Consider the following 21,793-nt stretch of genomic DNA (forward strand, 5'->3'; position numbering starts at 1 on the left):
GCAGTAGAAAAGCCTAGAGCTTAAAGCCTACTGCTTAAAGCAAATTAAAAAATGGCAAAAGATATAAAATTTGATATTGAAGCACGTGACGGATTAAAACGTGGTGTTGATGCATTAGCAAATGCTGTAAAAGTAACTCTTGGACCAAAAGGTCGTAACGTAATTATCGGAAAATCATTTGGTGGACCAACCGTTACTAAAGATGGTGTTTCTGTTGCAAAAGAAATCGAATTAAAAGACCCATTAGAAAACATGGGCGCACAAATGGTTAAAGAAGTGGCTTCTAAAACTAATGATTTAGCGGGTGACGGAACTACAACTGCTACAGTTTTAGCTCAGGCAATCGTTAAAGAAGGTTTGAAAAACGTTGCTGCAGGTGCAAATCCAATGGACTTAAAACGTGGTATCGACAAAGCGGTTGAAGCTATCGTTGCTGACTTAGCGAAACAAGCTAAAGTGGTTGGAAGTGATTCTGATAAAATCAAACAAATTGCTTCTATCTCTGCAAATAATGACGAAGTAATTGGTGAACTAATTGCTACTGCTTTTGCTAAAGTTGGTAAAGAAGGTGTTATTACTGTTGAAGAAGCTAAAGGAACGGACACTTTCGTGGATGTTGTTGAAGGTATGCAGTTTGACAGAGGATATCTTTCTCCTTACTTCGTAACAAACCCAGAGAAAATGGAAGTTGAATTAGACTCTCCATACATCTTATTATATGACAAAAAAGTTTCTTCTTTAAAAGAATTACTTCCAGTTTTAGAGCCAGTTGCACAATCAGGAAAACCATTATTGATCATTGCTGAAGATGTTGACGGAGAAGCTCTTTCTACTTTGGTAGTAAACAAATTAAGAGGTGCTCTTAAAATTGCTGCAGTGAAAGCTCCTGGTTTTGGAGACAGAAGAAAAGCAATGTTAGAAGATATCGCAATCTTAACTGGTGGAACTGTAATTTCTGAAGAAAGAGGATATACATTAGAAAACACTACTATCGAAATGTTAGGAACTGCAAAAAGAGTTTCTATCGATAAAGACAACACTACAATTGTAAGTGGTGCAGGTGAAGCGGATATCATCAAAAACAGAGTAAACCAAATTAAAGGTCAGATGGAAACTACAACATCTGATTATGATAAAGAAAAATTGCAGGAACGTTTGGCTAAATTAGCTGGTGGTGTTGCTGTTCTTTATGTTGGTGCTGCTTCTGAAGTAGAAATGAAAGAGAAAAAAGACAGAGTTGATGATGCATTACACGCAACTCGTGCTGCTGTTGAAGAAGGAATTGTTGCTGGTGGTGGTGTTGCTTTATTAAGAGCAAAAGCTGCTTTAGCAGGAATCACAGCTGACAACGCTGACGAGGCAACCGGAATCCAGATTGTAGCTCGCGCAGTTGAATCTCCATTAAGAACTATTGTTGAAAATGCAGGTCTTGAAGGTTCTGTAGTAGTAGCAAAAGTTGGTGAAGGTTCTGGTGATTTTGGATACAACGCTAAAACTGACGAATACGTAGACATGCTTAAAGCTGGAATTATCGATCCTAAAAAAGTAACTCGTGTAGCATTAGAAAATGCTGCTTCTGTTGCCGGAATGATCTTAACTACAGAATGTGCATTAATTGATATTAAAGAAGAAAGCGCTGGCGGAATGCCAATGGGTGGCGGTATGCCAGGAATGATGTAATCGTTCTAACTTCTTAAATTAAAACGCCGGATAGAGTTTCTATCCGGCGTTTTTTTTATTTTTTGCCACAGATTACACAGATTAAAAAGATTTTTTTTAGCCACGAATTGCACTAATTTTCACTAATTTTTTTCATAGATTGCGATAAGAATACATGTCGTGCAATTAGTATAAGTTGAAGCAAACCGTTTTTAACCACAAATTACACAAATTTTCGCTAATTACTTTTTCCAAAGTTTGCGCGCAAGTATTTGTGGAAATTTGTGGAATTTGTGGTTAACATTTTTTTCCACACAAAGCATTCGTGACAATTCGTGAAATTCGTGGCAAACTTAACATTCTCTTTTTCTTTTAAAATTGGTTATTGGTATCTTTGCGGTTCTATTAAAATTGCACAATGAGAAAATTCATCACTCAACTCTTATCCTTTACTTTTTTACTTCTTACCACTTTTTCCTATTCACAATCCGGCAAAGACGCTTATGTAGTTTTGGTTTCTATGGATGGATTTCGTTGGGATTATGCCAAACATTTTAAACTTCAAAACCTCAACAAAATAGCAAAAGAAGGCGTGCATGCCAAATCAATGCGACCTTCTTATCCGAGTAAAACATTCCCGAATCATTATGCAATCGTGACCGGACTTTATCCCGATCATCATGGAATTATCAATAATGTATTTTATGATTCGGCATTAAACGAATCTTTTTCATTATCTACAAAGGCTAAAAATGATTCGCGTTTTTATGGAGGAAATCCGATTTGGAATGTCGCCGAACAACAGGGCGTAAAAACCGCTTCGTTTTTCTGGCCGGGATCAGATACGGATCAAAAAAGACCTGGTATTTACAAAAATTACGATAATAAGATTCCGTACGGAAACAGAATTGACACCGTTATAAAATGGCTGCAGCTTCCAGAGAAACAGCGCCCTCATTTAATTACGTTATATTTTGATGAGCCGGATCACACGGGGCATAACTTTGGTCCGCTTTCGCCTGAAAACGAAAAAATGGTCCACAAAATGGATTCGGTTATGGGACAACTATCATCCAAACTAGATCAATTGGCTATCGGAAAACAAATCAATTTAATCATTGTTTCAGACCATGGAATGGCCGACATCAGCAATGATAAAAAAGTAGCTGTTCTAGATTATCTAAAACCGGAATGGCTAGGATATAAAGAAGTAATTAACCCAATTATGAGTTTACAGGCAAAACGAGGTTTTCAGGATTCTATCGCAAAAGCTTTAAAAAAAGTACCTCATATTAAATTCTGGAGATCAACAGAAATACCGAAGCGTTTGCATTACGGGACAAATCCGCGTGTACATGATTTTGTTATTGAAGCCAAAAAAGGATACAGTTTGGTAAGCAAAGAAAGTACACACATAAAAGGCGGAACACACGGTTACGACAATAAAGAAAAAGACATGCATGCCATTTTTTATGCGAAAGGGCCGGCTTTTAAAGTAAATAAAGAAGTTGGAACTTTTCAGAACGTTTCGATTTATCCTTTAATAGCACATATCCTGGGATTAAAAATCGAAGAAGTCGACGGTAAGTTTAGTGAAGTTGAAAATATGCTTAATTAGAAAATGTGCCAATTAGAAAATTAGATAATGCTATTCGCAATCTATAGAATTATCTAATTTTCTAATTGCCACATTGCCACATTATTCAATTAAAACCCAGTCGAAACGGAAACGGCTTTCCATTGCTCTAATTGACTCTGAACGCTTGCAATCTTTTGGTTTGCCATATCGTAAGCATCTTGTCCTAAAAACAAATGCAAAGCAGGATTTTCTTCCTGACTCATATTGATTAATGCTACAGCTAATTTTTCAGGATCTCCTGGCTGATTTTCATTAATACTGCCTTTATGCGCATCTTCAGACGCTCTAACTTCTTTGTATGCAGCAATTGGATTTTGTGGCAACAATAAAGAACTATCTTTTAAGAAATCGGTTCTAAAATAGCCGGGATAAACCAACGTTACATTCACTCCAAATTCTTTTACCTCAGCTGCCAAAGATTCTGTTAAACCGGCAACAGCAAATTTTGTTGAGCAATAAATTCCCCAACCTGGAAATTCTCCATAATAACCTCCAACAGAAGAAATATTAAAAATATGTCCTGATCGGTTAGCACGCATATAAGGCATTGTATTTCTGATTACATTTAATAATCCGAAAACATTTACCTCGTAGTTTTTTCTGGATTCTGCATCTGTTAATTCTTCCAGTGCTCCAAGTAAACCATAACCGGCATTGTTTACTAAAACGTCGATTGTTTTAAAATGACTTACTGCTACTTCAATTGCATTTTTGACACTTTGCTCATTTGTCAAATCCATTTCTAAAGGAAGAAATTTTTCTGATGGATTTCCTAATGCTTTAACCAACGATGCTTCGCTTCTTGAAGTTGCGGCTACTTTATAACCTTCAGCCAATAATTTTTTTGCTAATTCTAATCCAAGTCCTTTTGACGCACCTGTGATAAACCAAACTTTGTTATTTTCCATGATTTCAATTTTTACATTTAATTATGGTACAAAGGTATCAGTGAAGTGCCCGCAAAAACTTAAATTAATCAAACGAGAAGTTACGAAAATCAAACAATTTCGGTTACGCGATAGGTTTTTGGCGAAACCTGAGCATTTTTCTTAAAGAAATTGATAAAATGAGACAATTCTTCGAAGCCCAGACACCAGGCAATTTCATTAATATTCCAATTGGTTTGTTTGAGTAAAATCATGGCTTCCTGAACAATTCTTTCAGAAATGATTTGCGAAGTTGTCTTTCCGGTGGTTTCTTTCAACGCTTTATTCAAATGATTTACATGCACATTTAACTGACTTGCGAATTCTGAAGGGGAACGGAAATTAATTTGTTGCGATATTGATTCAATAGGAAATTGTCGTTCTAATAATTCTAAAAACAAAGAAGAAACCCGGATCGTCGCATTCGACTTACTGTATAATGAAGTAGTTACCGTTTGTGTCTTTAAAGCTAAATGAACAATTTCGAAAACCAGATTTCGTAGTACATCATATTTAAAAGCGTAATCAGAATTGATTTCTTCCAACATTTTTAAAAAAACCACTTTTAAGGATTCCGCCAATTCCATTGAGACCGGAACAATCGGATTTCCGCCGGGCTGAAATAAAGGATATTCTTTTAAATTCCCAAACTGACTAAAAAAAGCTTCGGTAAAAATGCAGAAAAAACCCGTTTGGTTCTCATCAATATGTTCCCAGCTGTACGGAATTTGTGGGTTCGCAAAAAACAAAGCCTGATCTTCAATCGAAACCACTTTATCAGCATAATGCACTTTGTTTTTGCCGATAATCAAACTTATTTTATAAAAGTCTTTTCGCGTATAAGGCAATGGATTACAAGTACTCCCGATATAATCATCCAATTTAAAAACATTAAAATGACCGATTCCCTTTTTAAGATTCTCGGGCATTCCGTTTATTTTAATGGTATAAAAATCTTCTAAGGTTTCTGTTAGCTTCATTTTACAAAGTTACGAAAATCAAATAAAAACAATGAGATAATCTGGCAATTAGAAAATTAGATAATTCATTGCAAAGACACAAGGCAGTGCATCATATACAAACCGATCTATAGAAAATAAAGGTTCGCCACGAATTTCACAAATTTCTACATTTTTTTTTGCCACAGATTAAAATGATTTTCACAGATTATAATCTATTTAATCCTTTAATCTGTGGCAACATTTTCTCGCAAACCATTCTTGAAAATTCGTGCAATTAGTGGCAAACTTTTTTCACGCAAAGCATTTGTGGTAATTTGTGTAATTTGTGGTCAACTTTTTTTTTAGCCACGACCCGAGCGATAGCGAATAGGCGAAGCAATTGCACAAATACACACTAATTTTTGCCACAGATTAAAATGATTCTCACAGATTATAATCTATATAATCCTTTAATCTGTGGCAACATTTTCTCGCAAACCATTCTTGAAAATTCGTGCAATTAGTGGCAAACTTTTTTAACCACAAATTACACAAATTCACACTAATTTTTTCCAAAGATTGCGCAAAGCATTCGCGGATATTCGTGTAATTTGTGACAACCTTTTTTCACGCAAAGCATTTGTGGAAATTTATGTAATTTGTGGTCAACTTTTTTTTAGCCACGACCCGAGCGATAGCGAATAGGCGAAGCAATTGCACAAATACACACTAATTTTTGCCACAGATTAAAATGATTCTCACAGATTATAATCCATTTAATCCTTTAATCTGTGGCAACATTTTCTCGCAAACCATTCGTGGAGATTCGTGGCATTCGTGGCAACTCAGGAAACCACTTTATACGTCGGATCTTCAATTACATTAACATTTATAACGGCATCGGCATTTTTAAGCAATTGCCTGCAGTCTGCGCTTAAATGCTGCAATTCTATCTTTTTATTTTCCTGACTGTATTTCTTCGTTAGATTATTTAAGGCTTCTATGGCTGACATATCAGCGACGCGGCTTTCTTTGAAATCTATAATCACATGATTGGGATCGTTTTGAATGTCGAATTTCTCCATAAAGGCTGCAATCGAACCAAAAAATAGCGGCCCGTAAATTTCATAGTGTTTAATTCCGTTTTCGTCAATAAAATTTCTGGCACGGATTCTTTTAGCGCTTTCCCAGGCAAAAACCAAGGCTGAAATTATTACACCAATTAATACCGCCAAAGCCAAATTGTGAAGCAAAATAGTCACAATCGCTACTAAAATTCCGACGAAAATATCGTGTTTCGGCATTTTGTTGATGATTCTGAAACTCGCCCATTCGAAGGTCGTAATCGCCACCATCATCATCACGCCGACTAAAGCTGCCATGGGTAATTTTCCAATTACAGGCGCTCCAAAAAGTATAATTACTAAAATAGTCAACGCAGCAATAATTCCCGAAAGCCTGGCTCTTGAACCAGCGCCAAGATTCACTAAAGTCTGTGCGATCATTGGGCAGCCTCCCATTCCGAAGAAGAAACCGTTTAAGATATTCGAACTTCCCTGCGCAATGCATTCACGATTGCTGTTTCCGCGGGTTCCGGTGATCTCATCGACTAAATTCAGCGTAAGCAAACCCTCAGTCAAACCAACTGCAGCAACAATTACAGAATATGGAAAAATCACTTTGAAGGTCTCAAAAGACAAAGGAATCTCCGGAATATGAAAAGGTGGAAAACCGCCCTGAACTGAAGCAATATCCTGAACTGTTTTGGTATCGATATTAAAGATAAGTACAATCGCAAAAACCACCATAATCGCCACCAAAGAAGCAGGAACTGTTTTGGTTATTTTAGGAAAAAGCAAAACGATGCCAACGGTCAATGCAACCAAACCCAGCATAATATACAAAGGTGTTCCCTGCAGCCATGAAACTTCTCCGTTTATTACAGTTTTAAACTGTTCCAACTGCGACATGAAAATCACCACCGCCAAACCGTTTACAAAACCAAACATCACAGGCTGCGGCACTAACCGAATAAATTTCCCGAGTTTAAAAAGCCCGATACAAATTTGCACTACACCACCCAATGCGACGGCAGCAAAAACATATTCGATTCCGTGCGATTTCATCAAGGCGATCAAAACAATCACGGTTGCTCCTGCCCCACCCGAAATCATTCCGGGTCTTCCTCCAAAAATAGCCGTTACCAAACCCGCAATAAAAGCAGCATACAAACCCACCAAAGGCGGAAACCCCGCCAAAATAGCAAACGACAACGATTCTGGAATCATGGTCATGGCAACTGTTAAACCGGCTAAAATTTCGTTTTTATAATTGACTTTTTGGGTAAAGTCGAAGAGTTGGAAAGCTTTTTTCATAAGACCGCAAATTTAGGGAATTTGGTGATTGGAAAATTAGGGAATCGAGAAAATATGGCAATTAGATAATTTATCGAATGAACATTAAATTATACTTAAAAACAAAACTATTTCGAAAACTGCTTAAAATCAATAAATGATAATAACAAAAAAGAAACTATCTATTTGAGTAGATTTCAGAAATTTTTTTAAACAATACAAAAAAAGCCCAATTTAGTAATTGAGCTTTATGTCTTCAATAAAATTATAAAAATTGTTATAAACTTCAACGACGAATATCCCCTTACTAATAGATATTTAAAGTAAAAATAAATTACTATTCCTTTTTCTTTCCAAAGGAATATGCGATTTTTAACCCTATCGAAGGATATAATTTAGTAACAAATAATGAATTATCATCTGAACTTATTGTTCTAGCTGGTTCAGCAGAATTTGCTAAAATTAAAGGAAGATCTTTGTCTTTATATGCATCAATAAAATATTCACGTGGTTGTCTAATTGGAGTGAATTCAGCCGTCAGAAGTACTAAAAAATTATCATTTCTATAACCAACTCCAAAACCGACATCAATTGGAGAAGTTGTATTCGCCTGTTCATCACTAAAAGATAACTTAAACACGTTTACTAATAATGCTATTGCGAATGAAGTTCTTTTATATTCATAATGCCAATCTTTCTTTTTATCCTTATAATCATAAACTTTATATGGAAAAATAAATGGATTCCAAACAAGACCGGTAGAAATTCCAGAATTTAAAGGGGAAATTTTTTCAAATTGAACTGTATTATCAACTGGAGAAATTGCTACATTATAATTCTCACCAATTCTTACATTAATACCTGCAGAAATAAAAACATTAAATGGTCTTTCATAAATGACTTCTTCTCCATTTGCTTCTGCCTTCTTAACTTCTTCTTTATCTGCTTGCTCAACTACTTCGCCATCGGCTCGCATTTCTTTTTCTTGTCCATAACAAATTGTAACAGAAAAAAATACAATCAATATTAATTTAATTAAATTCATAATTTTTAGTTTTAAACTGGTTAGTATTTATTTTATATAAAAAATTATTTTTTTTTTAAGAATAATTTTCTTGCCAAAACTATTAATTATGACTCATAAATTATAACGTATTTATACCTGTTTTAATTTTTTAATTAAAAAAACCTCAACTAACAAAACAAAACCCGATCAAGGCACATACTTACTCAACCCGCCTTTTAAGTTTACAAGTATAATAATTAAAACAAAAAATTATGCCTTTAGAAAACTTAAACGGACTGCATTACTTAGCAGCAGAAAAAACAACCGTTACTACTGCCTTGACCAGTATCGAGAATGCGCTCTCACCAAAATTTAAAAATCTTTCGCCTGAGGAGCGAACCAAGTACGGTAGCGTAAACGAACAAAACAAACTCTTTATTAATAAAATCAGGGATTTTAGAAACAGCCAACCGGCAATGAGTAGCCCGGATGTTGACTGGATTGAGTTTCAAAATGATTGTGATTCGAGAGAGTTTTTGCAAAACACTATTATGCGTTTAGAAGCTATGGTTAACAACCTTAAAAGTAACAAAATCCTGCACGATTACGATTGTTACCATGTAGCTTTAACCGATTACGATTACAGCAAATATAAATCTGGGACTAAAACACCAGGCTTTGAAGTAAAAGTAAAAGAGCTGTCGCAGTTTTTCCCACGATCTTCTTCGGGTAAGAATACGGAAGATCCTGCTGTATAAATTTAAACGCTTTATTAAAATCAAAACCTCATGAGAGTAAAATTTCATGAGGTTTTTTTTATGGCTATTGCGACAACTTTCTTCTGTTTAGGTCTTACCATTTAGTGTTTGGGTACTATCCTAAAATTTTTAGGTTATATACTTAAAACTTTAGATTCCATAGGCTAAAATTTTAGGCTCGATATCTAATTATTTAGGTTCATGACCTAAAACTTTACCCCTCGATACTTAAAATTTTAGCGCGAAACACTAAACCCTTCATGATATGCCCTAAACACTTTTATAAAAACCCGTATTAGTACTTGGTGGTTGAAATTTATTTATTGGTATACTTGTTTGAAAATAAATATTTGTGGGATTATGGATTTCCGTAATGATGTAAATTGGTAAATGTGGATATTTGTTTTAATCAAGTTTATAATATTTTACAACGACATCAAATAAATAATTATGAATATAGATGACAGAGATAATATAATGTTGATTTTTGATAAAAATTATGGGAGAATAACAAATCTTTTAAAGATTTACAAACAATTAGATGACAATAAAGGTCGAGGAAGAAGACCAACGCATAATCTTGATATTTTAAGAACTTCAGTTGTTTTTACTCATTCCACATTAGAAGATTATTTACGTAACATTTTAACAATAAAACTTCCTACGTCAGATGCAATAACCTTAAACAATATTCCTCTAATTGGAACTTCTGAAAATGGAAGGAAAACAAAATTTGATTTAGGTGACTTAGTTGCTCTTAAAGAATTAAAAGTTGAAAAAGTTATAGAAATTTCAGTTAAAGAATACCTTAACTACATTAGTTTCAATGATACCAATGACATATCAGCACACTTAAAAAAAATCTCTATTGACCTGACTCCTGAAATCACAGAATTATTACCGACCTTAAATGATTTTATTAAACGCAGACATAACATTGTTCACAATGCCGATCGAGAATTTGAAATAAGAAGAGGTAATCACACAATAAAATCAATTAATTACAATAAAGTTCTAAAATGGCAAAAAACTTTAGATCTGTTTGTTAATAAAGTAAATATTCAGCTTTAAAACGAATGTATTAATTTAAAAATAAGGCCCACATTTATTGAATTAAACAAACTAAAAACCCAACAACTCGGATTATCAAAAGAAGATTCTTTACCAACAATGCCCAATGATTTGGCAGGCAAAATATTTGGAGGAGATAAATAATTCAAAAATTAGAAATATTTAAAACAATAAAATAAATTTACTCTAAAACTATGAGAAAAATAATTAATCAATGGGGAATTCCAATAATAATTGGCTTGATTCTAATGCTTACATTCAAATCTTTTGTTTGTTATTTTCCAAAATGGTTTGCTCAATCATACACCGAAATATTTCAAGTAAAAATTATACCTAAAAATGAAAAAGTACAATTAACAAATTCAGTAATGACAAATATTGATCAAAATGTAACTGGTCCTATTGGAGATACTTTTGGAGGGACACTTGGGCCAATAATTGCAATGATTGCAGCATATTTAACATTCCTCGCATTTTGGGTACAATATCGTGCAAATAAAGAACAGGAAAAATACATTAAACAACAGCGGTTTGAAGATACATTCTTTAGACTTATTGATCTTCATAGAAGAAACCTTGATACCATTGATATCCGAGAAAAGAATGATGAAACTAGAATTATAGCAACTGGAACTGATAGTTTTAGGTCTATGTACGAAGATTTCGAACGTGGATTAAAAAAATCAAATGAAATAAGTAAGATAAATGAAACTTATGACATTCTTCAAACTCATTATCGACATGACTTCCATCATTATTTCCGATTTTTATATCATATGCTAAAATTTATAAAAAACTCTGACATTAAGGAGGATGATAAACACAAGTATGCATCAATACTTCGAGCTATGTTATCAGCATATGAATTAGTCTTTGTATTTTACAATGCTCTTCATCCGAATGGAAATACTCATTTTAAGCCATTAGTTGAATATTTTTCATTTCTAAAAAACATGGATAAGTCCTTACTTTTTAATCAAGAACAAATTAATGGCTTTCATAAAATAGCTTTTTCTTCTTCAAAAGAAAGGAAAGATTGGTTAAAAGATTGGTTAAAAATTAATGCAACCTAGCGCCCAGCTCCGCAAGTTCACCGCAAACGCTGCGCGAATGTCTCTGACTTCGCGCCCGCAAAGTGATTTAATTTACATGCATTATCAGAATTCATAACAACGATTTAGTAAAAAGTCAGAGACTTTTATTTAGTTCCTGTTTTCAAATGAAATAATAAATGAAAACGCAAAGTCAGGAGACTTTGCGGAGCGTTAAGTTTAAAATCGTATTTTCGTTTCACAAACCCATCGATTTATAAATGAGAAAATTTCTGTTTCTACTACTTTTACTGGCTCAATATGCTTTTTCACAATCATATGAAAACAACGCCAAATGTGTTAGAACAAAGAACCTTTCAGAACAACAAAGATTAAATCAATTTCCTTTCTCCAAAAGTTCACAAATTAAGCTTATTTCTTTTAAAGACAACCTGGAAGAAGTTTCCGGACAAGCTCCTGATAAAACATATTACTTCGATCAAATTAGGAAAAGACGTTTTTAATCCTGAATTGTATAATGAAACAGCTACTTTAACTTCAGAACAAATAAACAAACTCACTGATATTATCTTCAATTTCACTTATAAAAAAATGCCATATCCTGTGGAGGATGTAAAATGTTATATGCCCAGAAATGCTGTTTTATTTCTGGACGCTAACAATAGAATAATTGCCTATTTAGAACTTTGTTTTAGTTGTAAGCATTTCAGATCTAGTGACAAAAGATTTAGCATCGGCGAATATTGTAACACAAAGTATGATATGCTTAAATCAATATTTGAGAGCAGTAATATTAAATATGGTATTCTGAAATAGAATAATTTGTACTTTCGAATATTCCAAATCAAGCAGACATGAAAAAGACCGAAAAAGCAACTAAAGAAAGAAATTGGATAAAAATAATTGTCGAAACTTTATTAGATTTTATTCTAATGTCAAGATAATAATTCCCATACCAAAAAACTACCTCCTCCTAAACAAAACCCCAACCGCCCCCGTAGACCACAAAGCCCACAAAATCAAAACAGGCTGAAAAAACAATCGAATCAATCGGGCCTGATCAGTGTTCATGCCCAGAGCGTCTATTCCATTTAAGTATTGGGCGATATTACCCGGAAAAACCAATACATAAAATACGGCCAGAAAAATTCCCATTTGTATTTTATAACGCGTTAGAAAAATCAGAGCCAGACCTATTGCCAGTTCGACAATTCCCGAAAGTATAACAACGAGATCTTTATCCATCGGAACCCAATTCGGCACCTGTGCCTGAAAATCGGTTCGCTGAAAAGTAAAATGCCCCATAGCTGCTGTTATCATAAAGATTCCCAAAAGTATTCTGAAGAAATTTTGAGTTTTAGTAGTTGCCGTATTTTCCATATCGAAGTGATTTGTTTATGATGCCATTGCTTTTAGTATCGCAATTACTCTCAAATTTACAATAATAAAAAAACAAACCCTTTGCACGATTTGGGACAGAACATTGTGTAATATCCATCTGGTAAATCTTTAAATTCAACATTTTAATCTAAGCAATATTCTCCAGCCCACCCGGAAATGGCCTGTAAGCATAATAATGCAAGACCTCTTCAATAGCAATTTTCAAAGCTTCGTTTATGGGAAGCAGGTTAACTCCCATTCTAAGATCAATTTGAGCCAACTGCATATAATAATGGGCAAAAATGGGAATTGATGTTCCTTTGTTGATCGCTACTTCGGCTTTAGTAAAGTTTTCCTGTTGTTCTTCTTTTATAATAGTACAGGTGGCCAATCGTAGTTTTCCAAATTTATCTGTAGTCGCGCCATAACCAAAAAGACGGCAAATTAAACCGCGATAACGGTAATTACTGCAGCTTCCTTTGTGGTATTCCAAAAGCGAAAGCGAGCGGTATAAAAAGCAATTTTTAGTCGAAATAGCGCTTAGCTCTTTCAGGGTTTCTTCGGCTTTGCCATTCAAAAATAAATGAAAGGCCCAGGGTAAAAATTCTAAAGGCGAAGCGTCGATATTAGGAGTCGAACAGCATTTGCCACAACCGACGTTGCAATGCAAATGTGTTTCAGACTGAAAAGCCCTAATTTCAATTTCAAGACGATCAAACAATGCTTCAACCTGCCTAACCTTCTCTTCTATTGACATTTGTTTTTTTGTAAGGTAGGCTAATAGAAATACCTCCAGCTACAATTGTGGTTTTATTGGGAAAGAAGTTCAGGTTTCAGGTTTCAGGTTTCAGGTTTCAGGTTTCAGGTTTCAGGTTTCAGGTTTCAGGTTTCAGGTTTCAGGTTTCAGGTTTCAGGTTTCAGGTTTCAGGTTTCAGGTTTTGTCGCTTTGCTCCGATCGCGCGAATATACACTACAACTACCTCGCAATATTGTCATCCTGAGGAACAATTAATCCTTCCTTCATCAGGAAGACAAGCTGGAGTTAAATAAAAATATCCCAATATTAAATTTACTGCATGATATTAAAAACACGTATAAATACGTGGTGCTCCCTCCAAATTAATTCTTAAACTTGCTATCAGTATGGTGGAACATATTTTATCATGGTTTTTCTGTAGGTAGGAAACCTTGATTGTTTAATACTATTTTTTGGGGCAAAAGGTGAGATCACAATCGACAACGATTAAGATCTCACTTTTTAGTTTTACACCATACCAACTTCCAAATAGTTTCTTTAAAAAAAGCGCGAACGTCAGAGACATTCGCGCTTTTTATATACTTCAAAAGGAATATAAATTACTGACGTATATCGCTTAGAAATTTCACTCTTTATTTTGTTTGCTTTCTGCTATTTGAGCTTCGAGATATACAATTAATTTTTTAAGACTTTCAATTGTTTCTTTTCTGGCTTCCGCCAGCTCTTTGTAATTAAGGGCATCTTCTAAATCTTCCTGATCAATTTTAGTATACGAAGCTCTTTCTTCATTTAAAACATCCGATTTTAACATATTTCCGTTACCCGTTAAAAGCCATTCCGGATTTAAATCAGGGAAATGATGTATAATTTTACCCGCCTTATCAGTACCAATATTACTAGTATTGTCCAAAAACTTATTAGAAAAACCTAACATTTGGCAAAACCTATACTTAGTAATGCCTTTAAAATCAATAAATTCCTTAACTCTTTCAGTTGCCCCCATAAAATTAGTGTAATTTTTTACATTAAATATTTGTATTTGTAAGATTTTACGCTACATTTGTCTTATTTTTAATACAAACATGGCAATGGACAAAAATATAAAATCTAAACCAAGTTATAACCAAGATGTCTTAAAGATTATAAAAGAGAGACATGGATATTCGTATGATTACATTCGAAAATCGATTCGTGGCGATCGGGTTGGCCTCACCAGCGACATGCTGAAAGCAGAATACAATAAACTAAATAAGGAGTCTATAAAGGCAATAGAAAATCGGGTTAATAAATTATAAAACAATACCACGATAGAAAATGAAATAATTAATAATGAAAATGAAAATGGAATTTAAAAAGAAAATGGCGCTTACGTTTGCCGCAATAGGATTAAGTGTTTTATCGCACGCACAAACCGGAATTGGAACTTTTACCCCCGACAAATCAGCACGATTAGATATTTACTCAGACAAAACTGGTTTTTTAATGCCAAGGGTAGCCTTAGTAAGAACGACCCAACAAAGTCCGGTTACAGCTCCTGCAACAAGTTTAATGGTTTACAACACCGCAACCAGCAATGATGTGACACCAGGATACTACTATTGGGATGGACAAAAATGGTCGAGAATTGCAAAAAGCGACGAACTTACTTTCAACAACGGATTAACCGCCGCCAATGGCAATGTACAATTAGGTGGTGCCTTAACAAAGCCTTCGGTTTTAACCACAACAGCTGCTTCTACGCTGGCCATACAAGGATTACAAACCGGTGCCGCTTCAGACAACGTTTTGGTGGCTGATGCTAATGGGGTTTTAAAATATGTAACCAGAGCCAGTTTAGGAGGAGGTGCTGATAATTTAGGAAACCATATTGCGACGCAGGATTTGAATATGTCTTCTAAAAATATTTTAAATATTTACAATGGGTATTTTAAAAATGAGGCTCAAATATTAGATCGTGTTACCACAAATACAAACTATTTCGGTATTTATAAAAACAACGGATTATTTGGAATTTGGAATAATATGAAAAGTTCTAATGCTTTAACAATAGATGAAACCACAAATAAAACTACACTTACTTCGGGACAAATTACTAAAGGTACTGATGGATCAACTCCGGCAGCTGGCGCAATTGCAACTGCTGCAGACGCAAATGGTAATATAATTTGGACTACTCCTCAAACTGTTGCAGGAGCTATTGCAGGTGTATATGAGTTTTTAGGAACAAACACGATAAATGTTCCAGCAGGTACTACTACTAAAGTACCTATGAATGGAAATTCATTTACATTAAATAAATCAGGAAAAGTTCTTATAACATATTCTTTATTACCACTACCTCTCAATGTAAGTCAACCTGTACAAGGTAGTATAGATCTGATTATCGATAATAATAAAACAATATCATCATATTATTCTGCTGCTGATGCTCCTAGTGGATTAAACAGGCTTGGTAATTATTCAACTGCACAAAAAATCGTCAGTCTTCCAGCGGGAGCACACACTATTGGTCTTAATTTAAAATCCTGGTTTAATACAACAACAACAAATGTTAATCCTGTTAATGTGCCTTATGTCGGAGCTATTGCAAGTGACAGTCAAGCTATGGTAGCAAGAATTACGGTTGTTATTTTTAATGACTAACTAAATTTTAGACAATATCATTCTATCTATATAATTGATATTTTTTTGTGAAAGGAGAGAACTGCTGCGGTTCTCTCTTTTTGTTTTTTATTTAATCAAAAATGACATTATTAATCTGTATATCAATTAAATGTATGTTAAAAATGTACTTGTATTTTAATATAATTATAAACTTTGTATTACTGTTTAACTAAAATAAAGACGATTATGGATACACAAATTATGGACCTGGAAAAAAAATATTGGCAGGGAATGGAAAATCACGATTATGAAACGGTAAAAAATCTTACTCATTTTCCTTGTATAGTAGCCGGCAAAACGGGCTTACAAAGTGTAGATGAAGCCACGTTTAAAAAGATGTTTGAATCAACAGATGGAAATAAAATAAAAGTATTGAGTATTTCTGATGTAGAGACACAGTTACTTGCTGAAAATACTGCGGTAACAGCCTACCAGATAGAATTAGAAATGGCAGACGATAAACAAAAATCTCTGAAATGTGCCTGCACTTCTACCTGGGTTAAAGAAAATAACAATTGGGTTTGTGCAATGCATACGGAGACTGAATTATCTCAACAATAGATTGTAATCAAATTTAATTAGTTATTTACTCAATAAGATTAAGATACATTTGTCGTGTATCTTTTTCTTTGCACCTTTGTCACTATGCCCCTATGAACCTTTAAAAGATGTATCTTTGAAACCTAGTACCCCAAGAACCTACAAAACATGACACGAGAACATTATATTCCCTTTAATAAGGAATTCTTACTCGAACAGCAACTTGCCACTTTCTCTCAAGATCCCAAAAAGGTTGATGATTTTAAAAAATTGTTTGATATTATCGAACATTATTTTCATTACGAAGCTTTTAACCTCAACCGAAATCTAAAACAAAACTATGCTTTGTTTGATCCGGATTTGAGCAACAAAGAGCGTAAAAGTTTTATAGGCAAAAGTGATTTCTCCGTTTTTAAAGAAACACTATTAACCGTTTTAGCACTCGGAAATTACACGCGAATTGATCAGGAAACTTTAGATGTTGCTTTTAAGGAATCTGATTTGATTGGCCTGAATCTTTCAATAGATTTTAATGCTTTTAAGGATTATGAAATGTATGTGCGCGGGCAACATACTGCCAAAGAAAAGGTAAAGAAATATTTCTTCTGGAAGAAAGAAGTCGAAATCGAATATTACGATCGCGTACTGATTTACCTGCATTATAACGACACGAATTTCCTGAAAGAAAAGAAAGTTAAATTGGGTAAAATGCCAGTTGAACCGGGTTCAGTTGTTTTGAAAATCTTCAAGCGTGTTCCTAAAAACGATTTGGAAACGATTTTTCCAAACGCGATTCCGAGAATGTCTACTACTGACAAATTGTTACTTTGGGTTCCGGGAATTTTTGGTGGAATTTCATTATTAAGCGCGAAAGTAATTCCGGCATTGGTCAATATGTATAAGGCTTATGAAACCGGCGAAGCGATTGATTTACTGAACAGTAAAACTTCCTTAAATCAGGGATTAATAGCCTTGGGAATCTTATCTCTTTATTGCTTTCGTCAATACAATAATTTTGTAAACAAGAAAATCAGATATTCGAAAATTCTTTCGGATAGTTTGTATTTCAAGAATCTCGGAAATAACAGCGGCGCTTTTTATTCGCTCTTAAATTCGTCTGAAGAAGAAGTACTTAAGGAAACGATTCTGGCTTATACTTTTTTATACAAAAGCGAAACTCCTTTAACTGCGGAAGAACTCGATACGCAAATTGAATCGTGGTTTGAAACAACATTGAAAACATCTCTTGATTTTGATGTAAAAGACGCTTTGGATAAACTAAAAAGTACTGGTCTTGGTATAGAAACTAATGGAAAATGGGAAGTGGTTTCGTTAGATAAAGCGCTTGTTATTATTGATGCTTTATGGGATGGAGTTTTTGAGTATAATTGATAATTTTGAGTTATGAGTTGTGAGTTGTGAGTTGTGAGTTGTGAGTTGTGAGTTTTAGAAATGACAAACTTTACCAAAACATCTTATGAAAACGATTCCCCTAGCCCTGATGGGATCGGCATCCTTTTGTGCCGCTCCCGAGGCTTCGGGAGGCGCAAAAGATACAGCGGGCAGCAGGACACGAGCGATAGCGACTGACGAAGTAAACAGCTCTTTATTATAAAAAAAAGAGGACTTAAAAAAGCCCTCTTTTATAAATTATGATTTTGATAGATTACTCGCTATCAGCTTCAACCAAATCTTCTACATTTTCGCCCATATCTCCTACCGCTACTAATTCTGGTTTTGAACCTTTAAGTGCGTTGAATCTCTCGATTTGTTCCAGATCTCCTTCTTCTCCGCTAAAATATGGAAAAACATCCATAATTGGCGATTCTGAAATGGCTGGGATAGTATAATCGCCCATTGTACCTTTCATTACTGAAACTGTATTGTCGTAAGCTTCTTTTACATCGTTAGCCTGAACTAACAAATACATATTGGTTTTACGTTCTTTTCCACTTTCTTCATCAAAAGCAATTAAAGAAACCTTCGATTTAAACCAGCGATCCGCATTTTCGAACGGGTGAATCTCAGCATAATTTGCCACTTTGATGTTCGTGATTTTAAATTCTTCACTTACATACGCCGCCATTTCTTCGTTGATTCTGCTCTCTGCTTCTGTATAGGATATGGCATCTACCAAATAAGGTTCTGTCGTAACCTTTTGTGTTCCAATATCATCTGTTTTTCTATATTTTACTTTGCATTCGTACCAAACTGCGCTCATTTCTATTAATTTTAAGGATGTCAAAGATAGATTTTAACGCAAATAAAATCGATTAATTGCGAAATAGATATTCACAATTTGAGTTAAATTTTAGCCCTAAATTATTCTCGTTTTTTAAGTTACTATTTATCAGTCGGTAACATATAAAGGAATCATAAAATTGCGAATTAACTTATAAATATTTAATAAATTTCTGGTAGCTAAATCCTATAAATGAGAATATTAAACGCCAATTAATTTTTTAAAAAAGATTAACCAAAAACAAATTTTATCGGATAACCCAAACTACTAAGAACTTTAAATACCACTACAATGAGACTTACTAATTTTTTAAGCGAACAAGGTTATGACTTAATTGAAGGACCAGTTAGAAATCATAAACCATTGCAATTATGGCTGAAAAAACCTTTTGATGAGGCTCAGCTTTACTACGACAATATCGGCCATGCTTTTAAGAGCGATATTGTACTGAACGAAATCGAGAACGCAGCTCTTAATGTCGATTACACCAAAAAAGATGAATACGGATTTAATATCGGGATTACACTTTTGGGAGAAATCCTGAAAACGCTCGGAGTCGGAACATTCGGAATAACATCAAAAATACAATCGGGAAAAACAGTAACGATTAGTTACGGAAATTCGGTTACCAAAGAATATACAATAGGGAATCTTGAAGAATATTTTTACGGCGCCGATTTTCTGCATCCGAATCCTTCTCTTTTAAGGAACATCAACCAAAATTATCTTTTATTGACAACAGGAACCGTTTTTGCCCAAAATCTTGTGGTCGATATTGAAACGGATTTTACTTTGAACGCCGCCTTTGTTGCCAGCCTTAATGACGTCGCTGACGGTAAACTTGATTTTTCGACAAGTGATTTAAATAAATTAAAAATGAACTCAAATATTGGGATTTCTTTTCCAATTGCCGTAAAAGCAAGCCGAATTGATTATGACAGAAGCCGATTTAAAAAATTAATTCAGGTTACAGATACTAATAATATCTTTTAATCATCTGTATAATTCTTTTTGCTTTTTATAAACTGAAGAAAAATTTATTAGATTTACGCAACTAACCTTAAAACCAAAAAGATGAGAACTTTAGACCAATGGTTTGCAGAATATGCTGTAAGTCATCAAAACCCAAAAAACAAGGCAATTCATTATGTTTGTGTGCCTGCAATTTACTTTTCTATCGTTGGTTTACTAATGAGTATTCCGAGTGGGATAATTGCTAATACATTAAAATTAAACGCGCCTATTATCGAAAATTGGGCGGTTGTTGTCTTGCTTTTTGTACTGATTTTTTACATTCGCTTATCTATTGCGATGGCGATTAAGATTTCGATTTTCTCAGCGATTTGTCTGGTTGTAAACTATTATATCGGACAATTTGTGCCGTTGTGGATATTCTCCATTGGTGTGTTTGTCATCGCCTGGATTGGGCAATTCTATGGACACAATATTGAAGGCAAAAAACCTTCGTTCTTAAAAGATCTTCAGTTTTTAATGATTGGCCCGGCCTGGGTTGTTGAGAATTTGTTTTCGAGAAAGTAATGGACCTAATTTCTACATATGCAAAGGAACAATATGAATATGTAAAGGATTCCAGAAAAGTATTGTTTGCCTACTGTAAAACAATATTGCCAGAAGATTTTGTGAATCAAAATACGTCATTTGGCCGTGGCGGAAGTATGAGGAATTTATTAGTTCATATCGCAAATATATACGAACACTGGATTGCAAATATTACTTTGAAAAAGAATGTAAAATATGCCGAATACGAAAATTATAAAACGATACAGGAAGTAATACTGCTTTTTGATACAATAGATAATCTAATGGCCGATTTTATTTCGGCCATAGATCAATTTGATTCTGAAATACAGTATGAAATCCAAAATGTAAAAAGTTCAGCAAAACCACTTAAGCTTTTCACACATGTAACCACACATGAATACCACCATAAAGGACAAATTTTATCTCTCAGCAGGCACTTAGGTTATACTCCTGTCGACACTGATATTATCAGATAAAATTGTTAATCCAGAATTTACCCCAACAGCCATGAAGATAAATAACAAAGAAGTTAAAATTGAAAGCTTTGATATTTTTACCTACAGAAGAATCAGGCGCGCGATTGGGTATTTAGGTATTAGTCTGCCGATACTTTTAGTTGGATTATCTTATATCTCTTTTTTCAAAACGCCACTTCAGCCTTCTATCAGCAATTATTATTATACCAATCTCAGGGAGATCTTTACCGGAACTCTGGCCGCTGTCGGATTATTTATGATTCGGTACAGAGGTCAAGGCAATGCTTCGTTTTGGAAAAATGACAATTTACTCACCAATATCGCCGGAATTATGGCAATTGGTGTAGCACTGTTTCCTATGAATCCTGATGATTTTGCAGTTAAAATTTACACTTTAATTCCGTATCCGGAAAAGTGGCTGGGCTGGCTTCATTATGGTTTTGCGGCTCTTCTTTTTTTAATCATGGCTTTATTAGCTATTAATGTTTTTACGATTGGTCAGGAAAACGAAACCAGAGATCCGAAAAGCATGTTAAATGAAAACAATATTTATCGCTTTTGTGGTTATTCGATTATTGTTTTTGTAGTTCTGGTTCCCATTTCTGAGACCTTTAAACTGTTCCGATATTCCACTTTGATTCTCGAGGCTCTTGCGCTATTTGCTTTCGGAATCGCCTGGCTGATTAAAGGTCGTGCCTTAGGTGACAGTGGTGAAATTGGCAAAAAACTGTATCAGGAAAATAATCCTGTAGATACCGAAAAAGTATTTGAAGAATAGTCACTTGT

The 21,793-nt window shown here is 34.3% G+C and carries 23 protein-coding genes; 15 read left to right on the plus strand and 8 right to left on the minus strand.

Features of this window, described 5'->3' with window-relative positions:
• Positions 1-51 precede the first annotated feature (51 nt).
• Together groL and AC6CH4_RS00900 are read left to right on the plus strand one after the other, a co-directional pair.
• Positions 52-1,680: a chaperonin GroEL gene (gene groL, locus AC6CH4_RS00895; RefSeq protein ID WP_498099334.1), complete on the plus strand. Its 1,629-nt coding sequence runs from the start codon at positions 52-54 to the stop codon at positions 1,678-1,680.
• Positions 1,681-2,077: 397 nt separating this feature from the next.
• Entirely contained in the window at positions 2,078-3,277 is a 1,200-nt protein-coding gene (locus AC6CH4_RS00900; protein ID WP_498099336.1) for an alkaline phosphatase family protein, read from the plus strand.
• A gap of 89 nt (positions 3,278-3,366) precedes the next feature.
• Here AC6CH4_RS00900 and AC6CH4_RS00905 read toward each other — a convergent pair whose 3' ends face one another.
• The 4 genes from AC6CH4_RS00905 to AC6CH4_RS00920 form a co-directional block, all read right to left on the minus strand.
• Positions 3,367-4,206, minus strand: coding sequence for an SDR family NAD(P)-dependent oxidoreductase (locus tag AC6CH4_RS00905; RefSeq protein ID WP_498099338.1), 840 nt, complete (start codon positions 4,204-4,206; stop codon positions 3,367-3,369).
• Between the two features lie 89 nt (positions 4,207-4,295).
• Positions 4,296-5,204, minus strand: coding sequence for a helix-turn-helix domain-containing protein (locus AC6CH4_RS00910; RefSeq protein WP_498099340.1), 909 nt, complete (start codon positions 5,202-5,204; stop codon positions 4,296-4,298).
• An 806-nt stretch (positions 5,205-6,010) separates the two neighbouring features.
• Positions 6,011-7,540 carry a SulP family inorganic anion transporter gene (locus tag AC6CH4_RS00915; protein WP_498099342.1) on the minus strand — a complete coding sequence of 510 codons (1,530 nt, stop codon included), beginning with the start codon at positions 7,538-7,540 and terminating at the stop codon, positions 6,011-6,013.
• A gap of 316 nt (positions 7,541-7,856) precedes the next feature.
• On the minus strand, positions 7,857-8,564 hold the full coding sequence (locus AC6CH4_RS00920) for a hypothetical protein (protein WP_498099344.1): 708 nt from the start codon (positions 8,562-8,564) through the stop codon (positions 7,857-7,859).
• Positions 8,565-8,797: 233 nt separating this feature from the next.
• On the opposite strand from AC6CH4_RS00920, the gene AC6CH4_RS00925 reads away from it, so the two are divergent.
• The 4 genes from AC6CH4_RS00925 (at position 8,798) to AC6CH4_RS00940 (ending at position 11,909) form a co-directional block, all read left to right on the plus strand.
• Positions 8,798-9,283, plus strand: a complete 486-nt coding sequence (locus AC6CH4_RS00925) for a hypothetical protein (RefSeq protein WP_498099346.1) — start codon at positions 8,798-8,800, stop codon at positions 9,281-9,283.
• Between the two features lie 450 nt (positions 9,284-9,733).
• Entirely contained in the window at positions 9,734-10,354 is a 621-nt protein-coding gene (locus AC6CH4_RS00930; protein ID WP_498099348.1) for a HEPN domain-containing protein, read from the plus strand.
• A 194-nt stretch (positions 10,355-10,548) separates the two neighbouring features.
• Positions 10,549-11,427 carry a putative phage abortive infection protein gene (locus AC6CH4_RS00935; protein ID WP_498099350.1) on the plus strand — a complete coding sequence of 293 codons (879 nt, stop codon included), beginning with the start codon at positions 10,549-10,551 and terminating at the stop codon, positions 11,425-11,427.
• Between the two features lie 239 nt (positions 11,428-11,666).
• Positions 11,667-11,909: a hypothetical protein gene (locus AC6CH4_RS00940; protein ID WP_498099352.1), complete on the plus strand. Its 243-nt coding sequence runs from the start codon at positions 11,667-11,669 to the stop codon at positions 11,907-11,909.
• A gap of 460 nt (positions 11,910-12,369) precedes the next feature.
• Here the strand turns inward: AC6CH4_RS00940 and AC6CH4_RS00945 are convergent, their stop codons facing one another.
• A complete protein-coding gene (locus AC6CH4_RS00945) occupies positions 12,370-12,786 on the minus strand; it encodes a DoxX family protein (protein ID WP_498099354.1) in 417 nt (138 codons plus the stop codon).
• Positions 12,787-12,934: 148 nt separating this feature from the next.
• A complete protein-coding gene (locus AC6CH4_RS00950; protein ID WP_498099356.1) occupies positions 12,935-13,543 on the minus strand; it encodes a YkgJ family cysteine cluster protein in 609 nt (202 codons plus the stop codon).
• Between the two features lie 56 nt (positions 13,544-13,599).
• Here AC6CH4_RS00950 and AC6CH4_RS00955 point away from each other — a divergent pair, with 56 nt between their 5' ends.
• Complete coding sequence (locus AC6CH4_RS00955) at positions 13,600-13,836, plus strand: hypothetical protein (protein WP_498099358.1); 237 nt, start codon at positions 13,600-13,602, stop codon at positions 13,834-13,836.
• A gap of 332 nt (positions 13,837-14,168) precedes the next feature.
• On the opposite strand, the gene AC6CH4_RS00960 is transcribed toward AC6CH4_RS00955, so the two are convergent.
• Positions 14,169-14,546: a peptidase S24 gene (locus tag AC6CH4_RS00960; RefSeq protein ID WP_498099360.1), complete on the minus strand. Its 378-nt coding sequence runs from the start codon at positions 14,544-14,546 to the stop codon at positions 14,169-14,171.
• 79 nt (positions 14,547-14,625) lie between these two features.
• On the opposite strand from AC6CH4_RS00960, the gene AC6CH4_RS00965 reads away from it, so the two are divergent.
• The 4 genes from AC6CH4_RS00965 (at position 14,626) to AC6CH4_RS00980 (ending at position 18,139) form a co-directional block, all read left to right on the plus strand.
• Positions 14,626-14,838 (plus strand): hypothetical protein, encoded by a 213-nt coding sequence (locus AC6CH4_RS00965; protein WP_498099362.1) that lies wholly within the window; start codon positions 14,626-14,628, stop codon positions 14,836-14,838.
• A 34-nt stretch (positions 14,839-14,872) separates the two neighbouring features.
• Positions 14,873-16,186 carry a phage tail-like protein gene (locus AC6CH4_RS00970; protein ID WP_498099364.1) on the plus strand — a complete coding sequence of 438 codons (1,314 nt, stop codon included), beginning with the start codon at positions 14,873-14,875 and terminating at the stop codon, positions 16,184-16,186.
• 207 nt (positions 16,187-16,393) lie between these two features.
• A complete protein-coding gene (locus AC6CH4_RS00975; RefSeq protein ID WP_498099366.1) occupies positions 16,394-16,768 on the plus strand; it encodes a nuclear transport factor 2 family protein in 375 nt (124 codons plus the stop codon).
• Between the two features lie 147 nt (positions 16,769-16,915).
• A complete protein-coding gene (locus AC6CH4_RS00980; protein WP_498099368.1) occupies positions 16,916-18,139 on the plus strand; it encodes a TMEM143 family protein in 1,224 nt (407 codons plus the stop codon).
• 274 nt (positions 18,140-18,413) lie between these two features.
• On the opposite strand, the gene AC6CH4_RS00985 is transcribed toward AC6CH4_RS00980, so the two are convergent.
• Positions 18,414-18,968 (minus strand): DUF4494 domain-containing protein, encoded by a 555-nt coding sequence (locus tag AC6CH4_RS00985; RefSeq protein WP_498099370.1) that lies wholly within the window; start codon positions 18,966-18,968, stop codon positions 18,414-18,416.
• 312 nt (positions 18,969-19,280) lie between these two features.
• On the opposite strand from AC6CH4_RS00985, the gene AC6CH4_RS00990 reads away from it, so the two are divergent.
• The 4 genes from AC6CH4_RS00990 to AC6CH4_RS01005 all read left to right on the plus strand — a co-directional run bounded on the left by AC6CH4_RS00990 (position 19,281) and on the right by AC6CH4_RS01005 (position 21,785).
• On the plus strand, positions 19,281-19,982 hold the full coding sequence (locus AC6CH4_RS00990; RefSeq protein WP_498099372.1) for a gasdermin: 702 nt from the start codon (positions 19,281-19,283) through the stop codon (positions 19,980-19,982).
• Positions 19,983-20,063: 81 nt separating this feature from the next.
• Positions 20,064-20,528, plus strand: coding sequence for an Mpo1 family 2-hydroxy fatty acid dioxygenase (locus AC6CH4_RS00995; protein WP_498099374.1), 465 nt, complete (start codon positions 20,064-20,066; stop codon positions 20,526-20,528).
• Positions 20,528-21,007 (plus strand): DinB family protein, encoded by a 480-nt coding sequence (locus tag AC6CH4_RS01000; protein WP_498099376.1) that lies wholly within the window; start codon positions 20,528-20,530, stop codon positions 21,005-21,007. Before AC6CH4_RS00995 ends, AC6CH4_RS01000 begins: the two co-directional genes overlap by 1 nt.
• Positions 21,008-21,038: 31 nt before the next feature.
• The gene (locus AC6CH4_RS01005) at positions 21,039-21,785 is read left to right on the plus strand and encodes a hypothetical protein (RefSeq protein WP_498099378.1); all 747 of its coding nucleotides are present in this window, start codon (positions 21,039-21,041) and stop codon (positions 21,783-21,785) included.
• The last annotated feature ends 8 nt before the right edge of the window (positions 21,786-21,793 follow it).

This window comes from Flavobacterium sp. GQ95, assembly GCF_059758655.1.

Bases quoted from the DNA above. Each gene is read 5' to 3' on its own strand.
- groL (WP_498099334.1), top strand. From the start codon at position 52: ATGGCAAAAGATATAAAATTTGATATTGAAGCACGTGACGGATTAAAA.
- AC6CH4_RS00900 (WP_498099336.1), top strand. From the start codon at position 2,078: ATGAGAAAATTCATCACTCAACTCTTATCCTTTACTTTTTTACTTCTT.
- AC6CH4_RS00905 (WP_498099338.1), bottom strand. From the start codon at position 4,206: ATGGAAAATAACAAAGTTTGGTTTATCACAGGTGCGTCAAAAGGACTT.
- AC6CH4_RS00910 (WP_498099340.1), bottom strand. From the start codon at position 5,204: ATGAAGCTAACAGAAACCTTAGAAGATTTTTATACCATTAAAATAAAC.
- AC6CH4_RS00915 (WP_498099342.1), bottom strand. From the start codon at position 7,540: ATGAAAAAAGCTTTCCAACTCTTCGACTTTACCCAAAAAGTCAATTAT.
- AC6CH4_RS00920 (WP_498099344.1), bottom strand. From the start codon at position 8,564: ATGAATTTAATTAAATTAATATTGATTGTATTTTTTTCTGTTACAATT.
- AC6CH4_RS00925 (WP_498099346.1), top strand. From the start codon at position 8,798: ATGCCTTTAGAAAACTTAAACGGACTGCATTACTTAGCAGCAGAAAAA.
- AC6CH4_RS00930 (WP_498099348.1), top strand. From the start codon at position 9,734: ATGAATATAGATGACAGAGATAATATAATGTTGATTTTTGATAAAAAT.
- AC6CH4_RS00935 (WP_498099350.1), top strand. From the start codon at position 10,549: ATGAGAAAAATAATTAATCAATGGGGAATTCCAATAATAATTGGCTTG.
- AC6CH4_RS00940 (WP_498099352.1), top strand. From the start codon at position 11,667: ATGAGAAAATTTCTGTTTCTACTACTTTTACTGGCTCAATATGCTTTT.
- AC6CH4_RS00945 (WP_498099354.1), bottom strand. From the start codon at position 12,786: ATGGAAAATACGGCAACTACTAAAACTCAAAATTTCTTCAGAATACTT.
- AC6CH4_RS00950 (WP_498099356.1), bottom strand. From the start codon at position 13,543: ATGTCAATAGAAGAGAAGGTTAGGCAGGTTGAAGCATTGTTTGATCGT.
- AC6CH4_RS00960 (WP_498099360.1), bottom strand. From the start codon at position 14,546: ATGGGGGCAACTGAAAGAGTTAAGGAATTTATTGATTTTAAAGGCATT.
- AC6CH4_RS00965 (WP_498099362.1), top strand. From the start codon at position 14,626: ATGGCAATGGACAAAAATATAAAATCTAAACCAAGTTATAACCAAGAT.
- AC6CH4_RS00970 (WP_498099364.1), top strand. From the start codon at position 14,873: ATGAAAATGAAAATGGAATTTAAAAAGAAAATGGCGCTTACGTTTGCC.
- AC6CH4_RS00975 (WP_498099366.1), top strand. From the start codon at position 16,394: ATGGATACACAAATTATGGACCTGGAAAAAAAATATTGGCAGGGAATG.
- AC6CH4_RS00980 (WP_498099368.1), top strand. From the start codon at position 16,916: ATGACACGAGAACATTATATTCCCTTTAATAAGGAATTCTTACTCGAA.
- AC6CH4_RS00985 (WP_498099370.1), bottom strand. From the start codon at position 18,968: ATGAGCGCAGTTTGGTACGAATGCAAAGTAAAATATAGAAAAACAGAT.
- AC6CH4_RS00990 (WP_498099372.1), top strand. From the start codon at position 19,281: ATGAGACTTACTAATTTTTTAAGCGAACAAGGTTATGACTTAATTGAA.
- AC6CH4_RS00995 (WP_498099374.1), top strand. From the start codon at position 20,064: ATGAGAACTTTAGACCAATGGTTTGCAGAATATGCTGTAAGTCATCAA.
- AC6CH4_RS01000 (WP_498099376.1), top strand. From the start codon at position 20,528: ATGGACCTAATTTCTACATATGCAAAGGAACAATATGAATATGTAAAG.
- AC6CH4_RS01005 (WP_498099378.1), top strand. From the start codon at position 21,039: ATGAAGATAAATAACAAAGAAGTTAAAATTGAAAGCTTTGATATTTTT.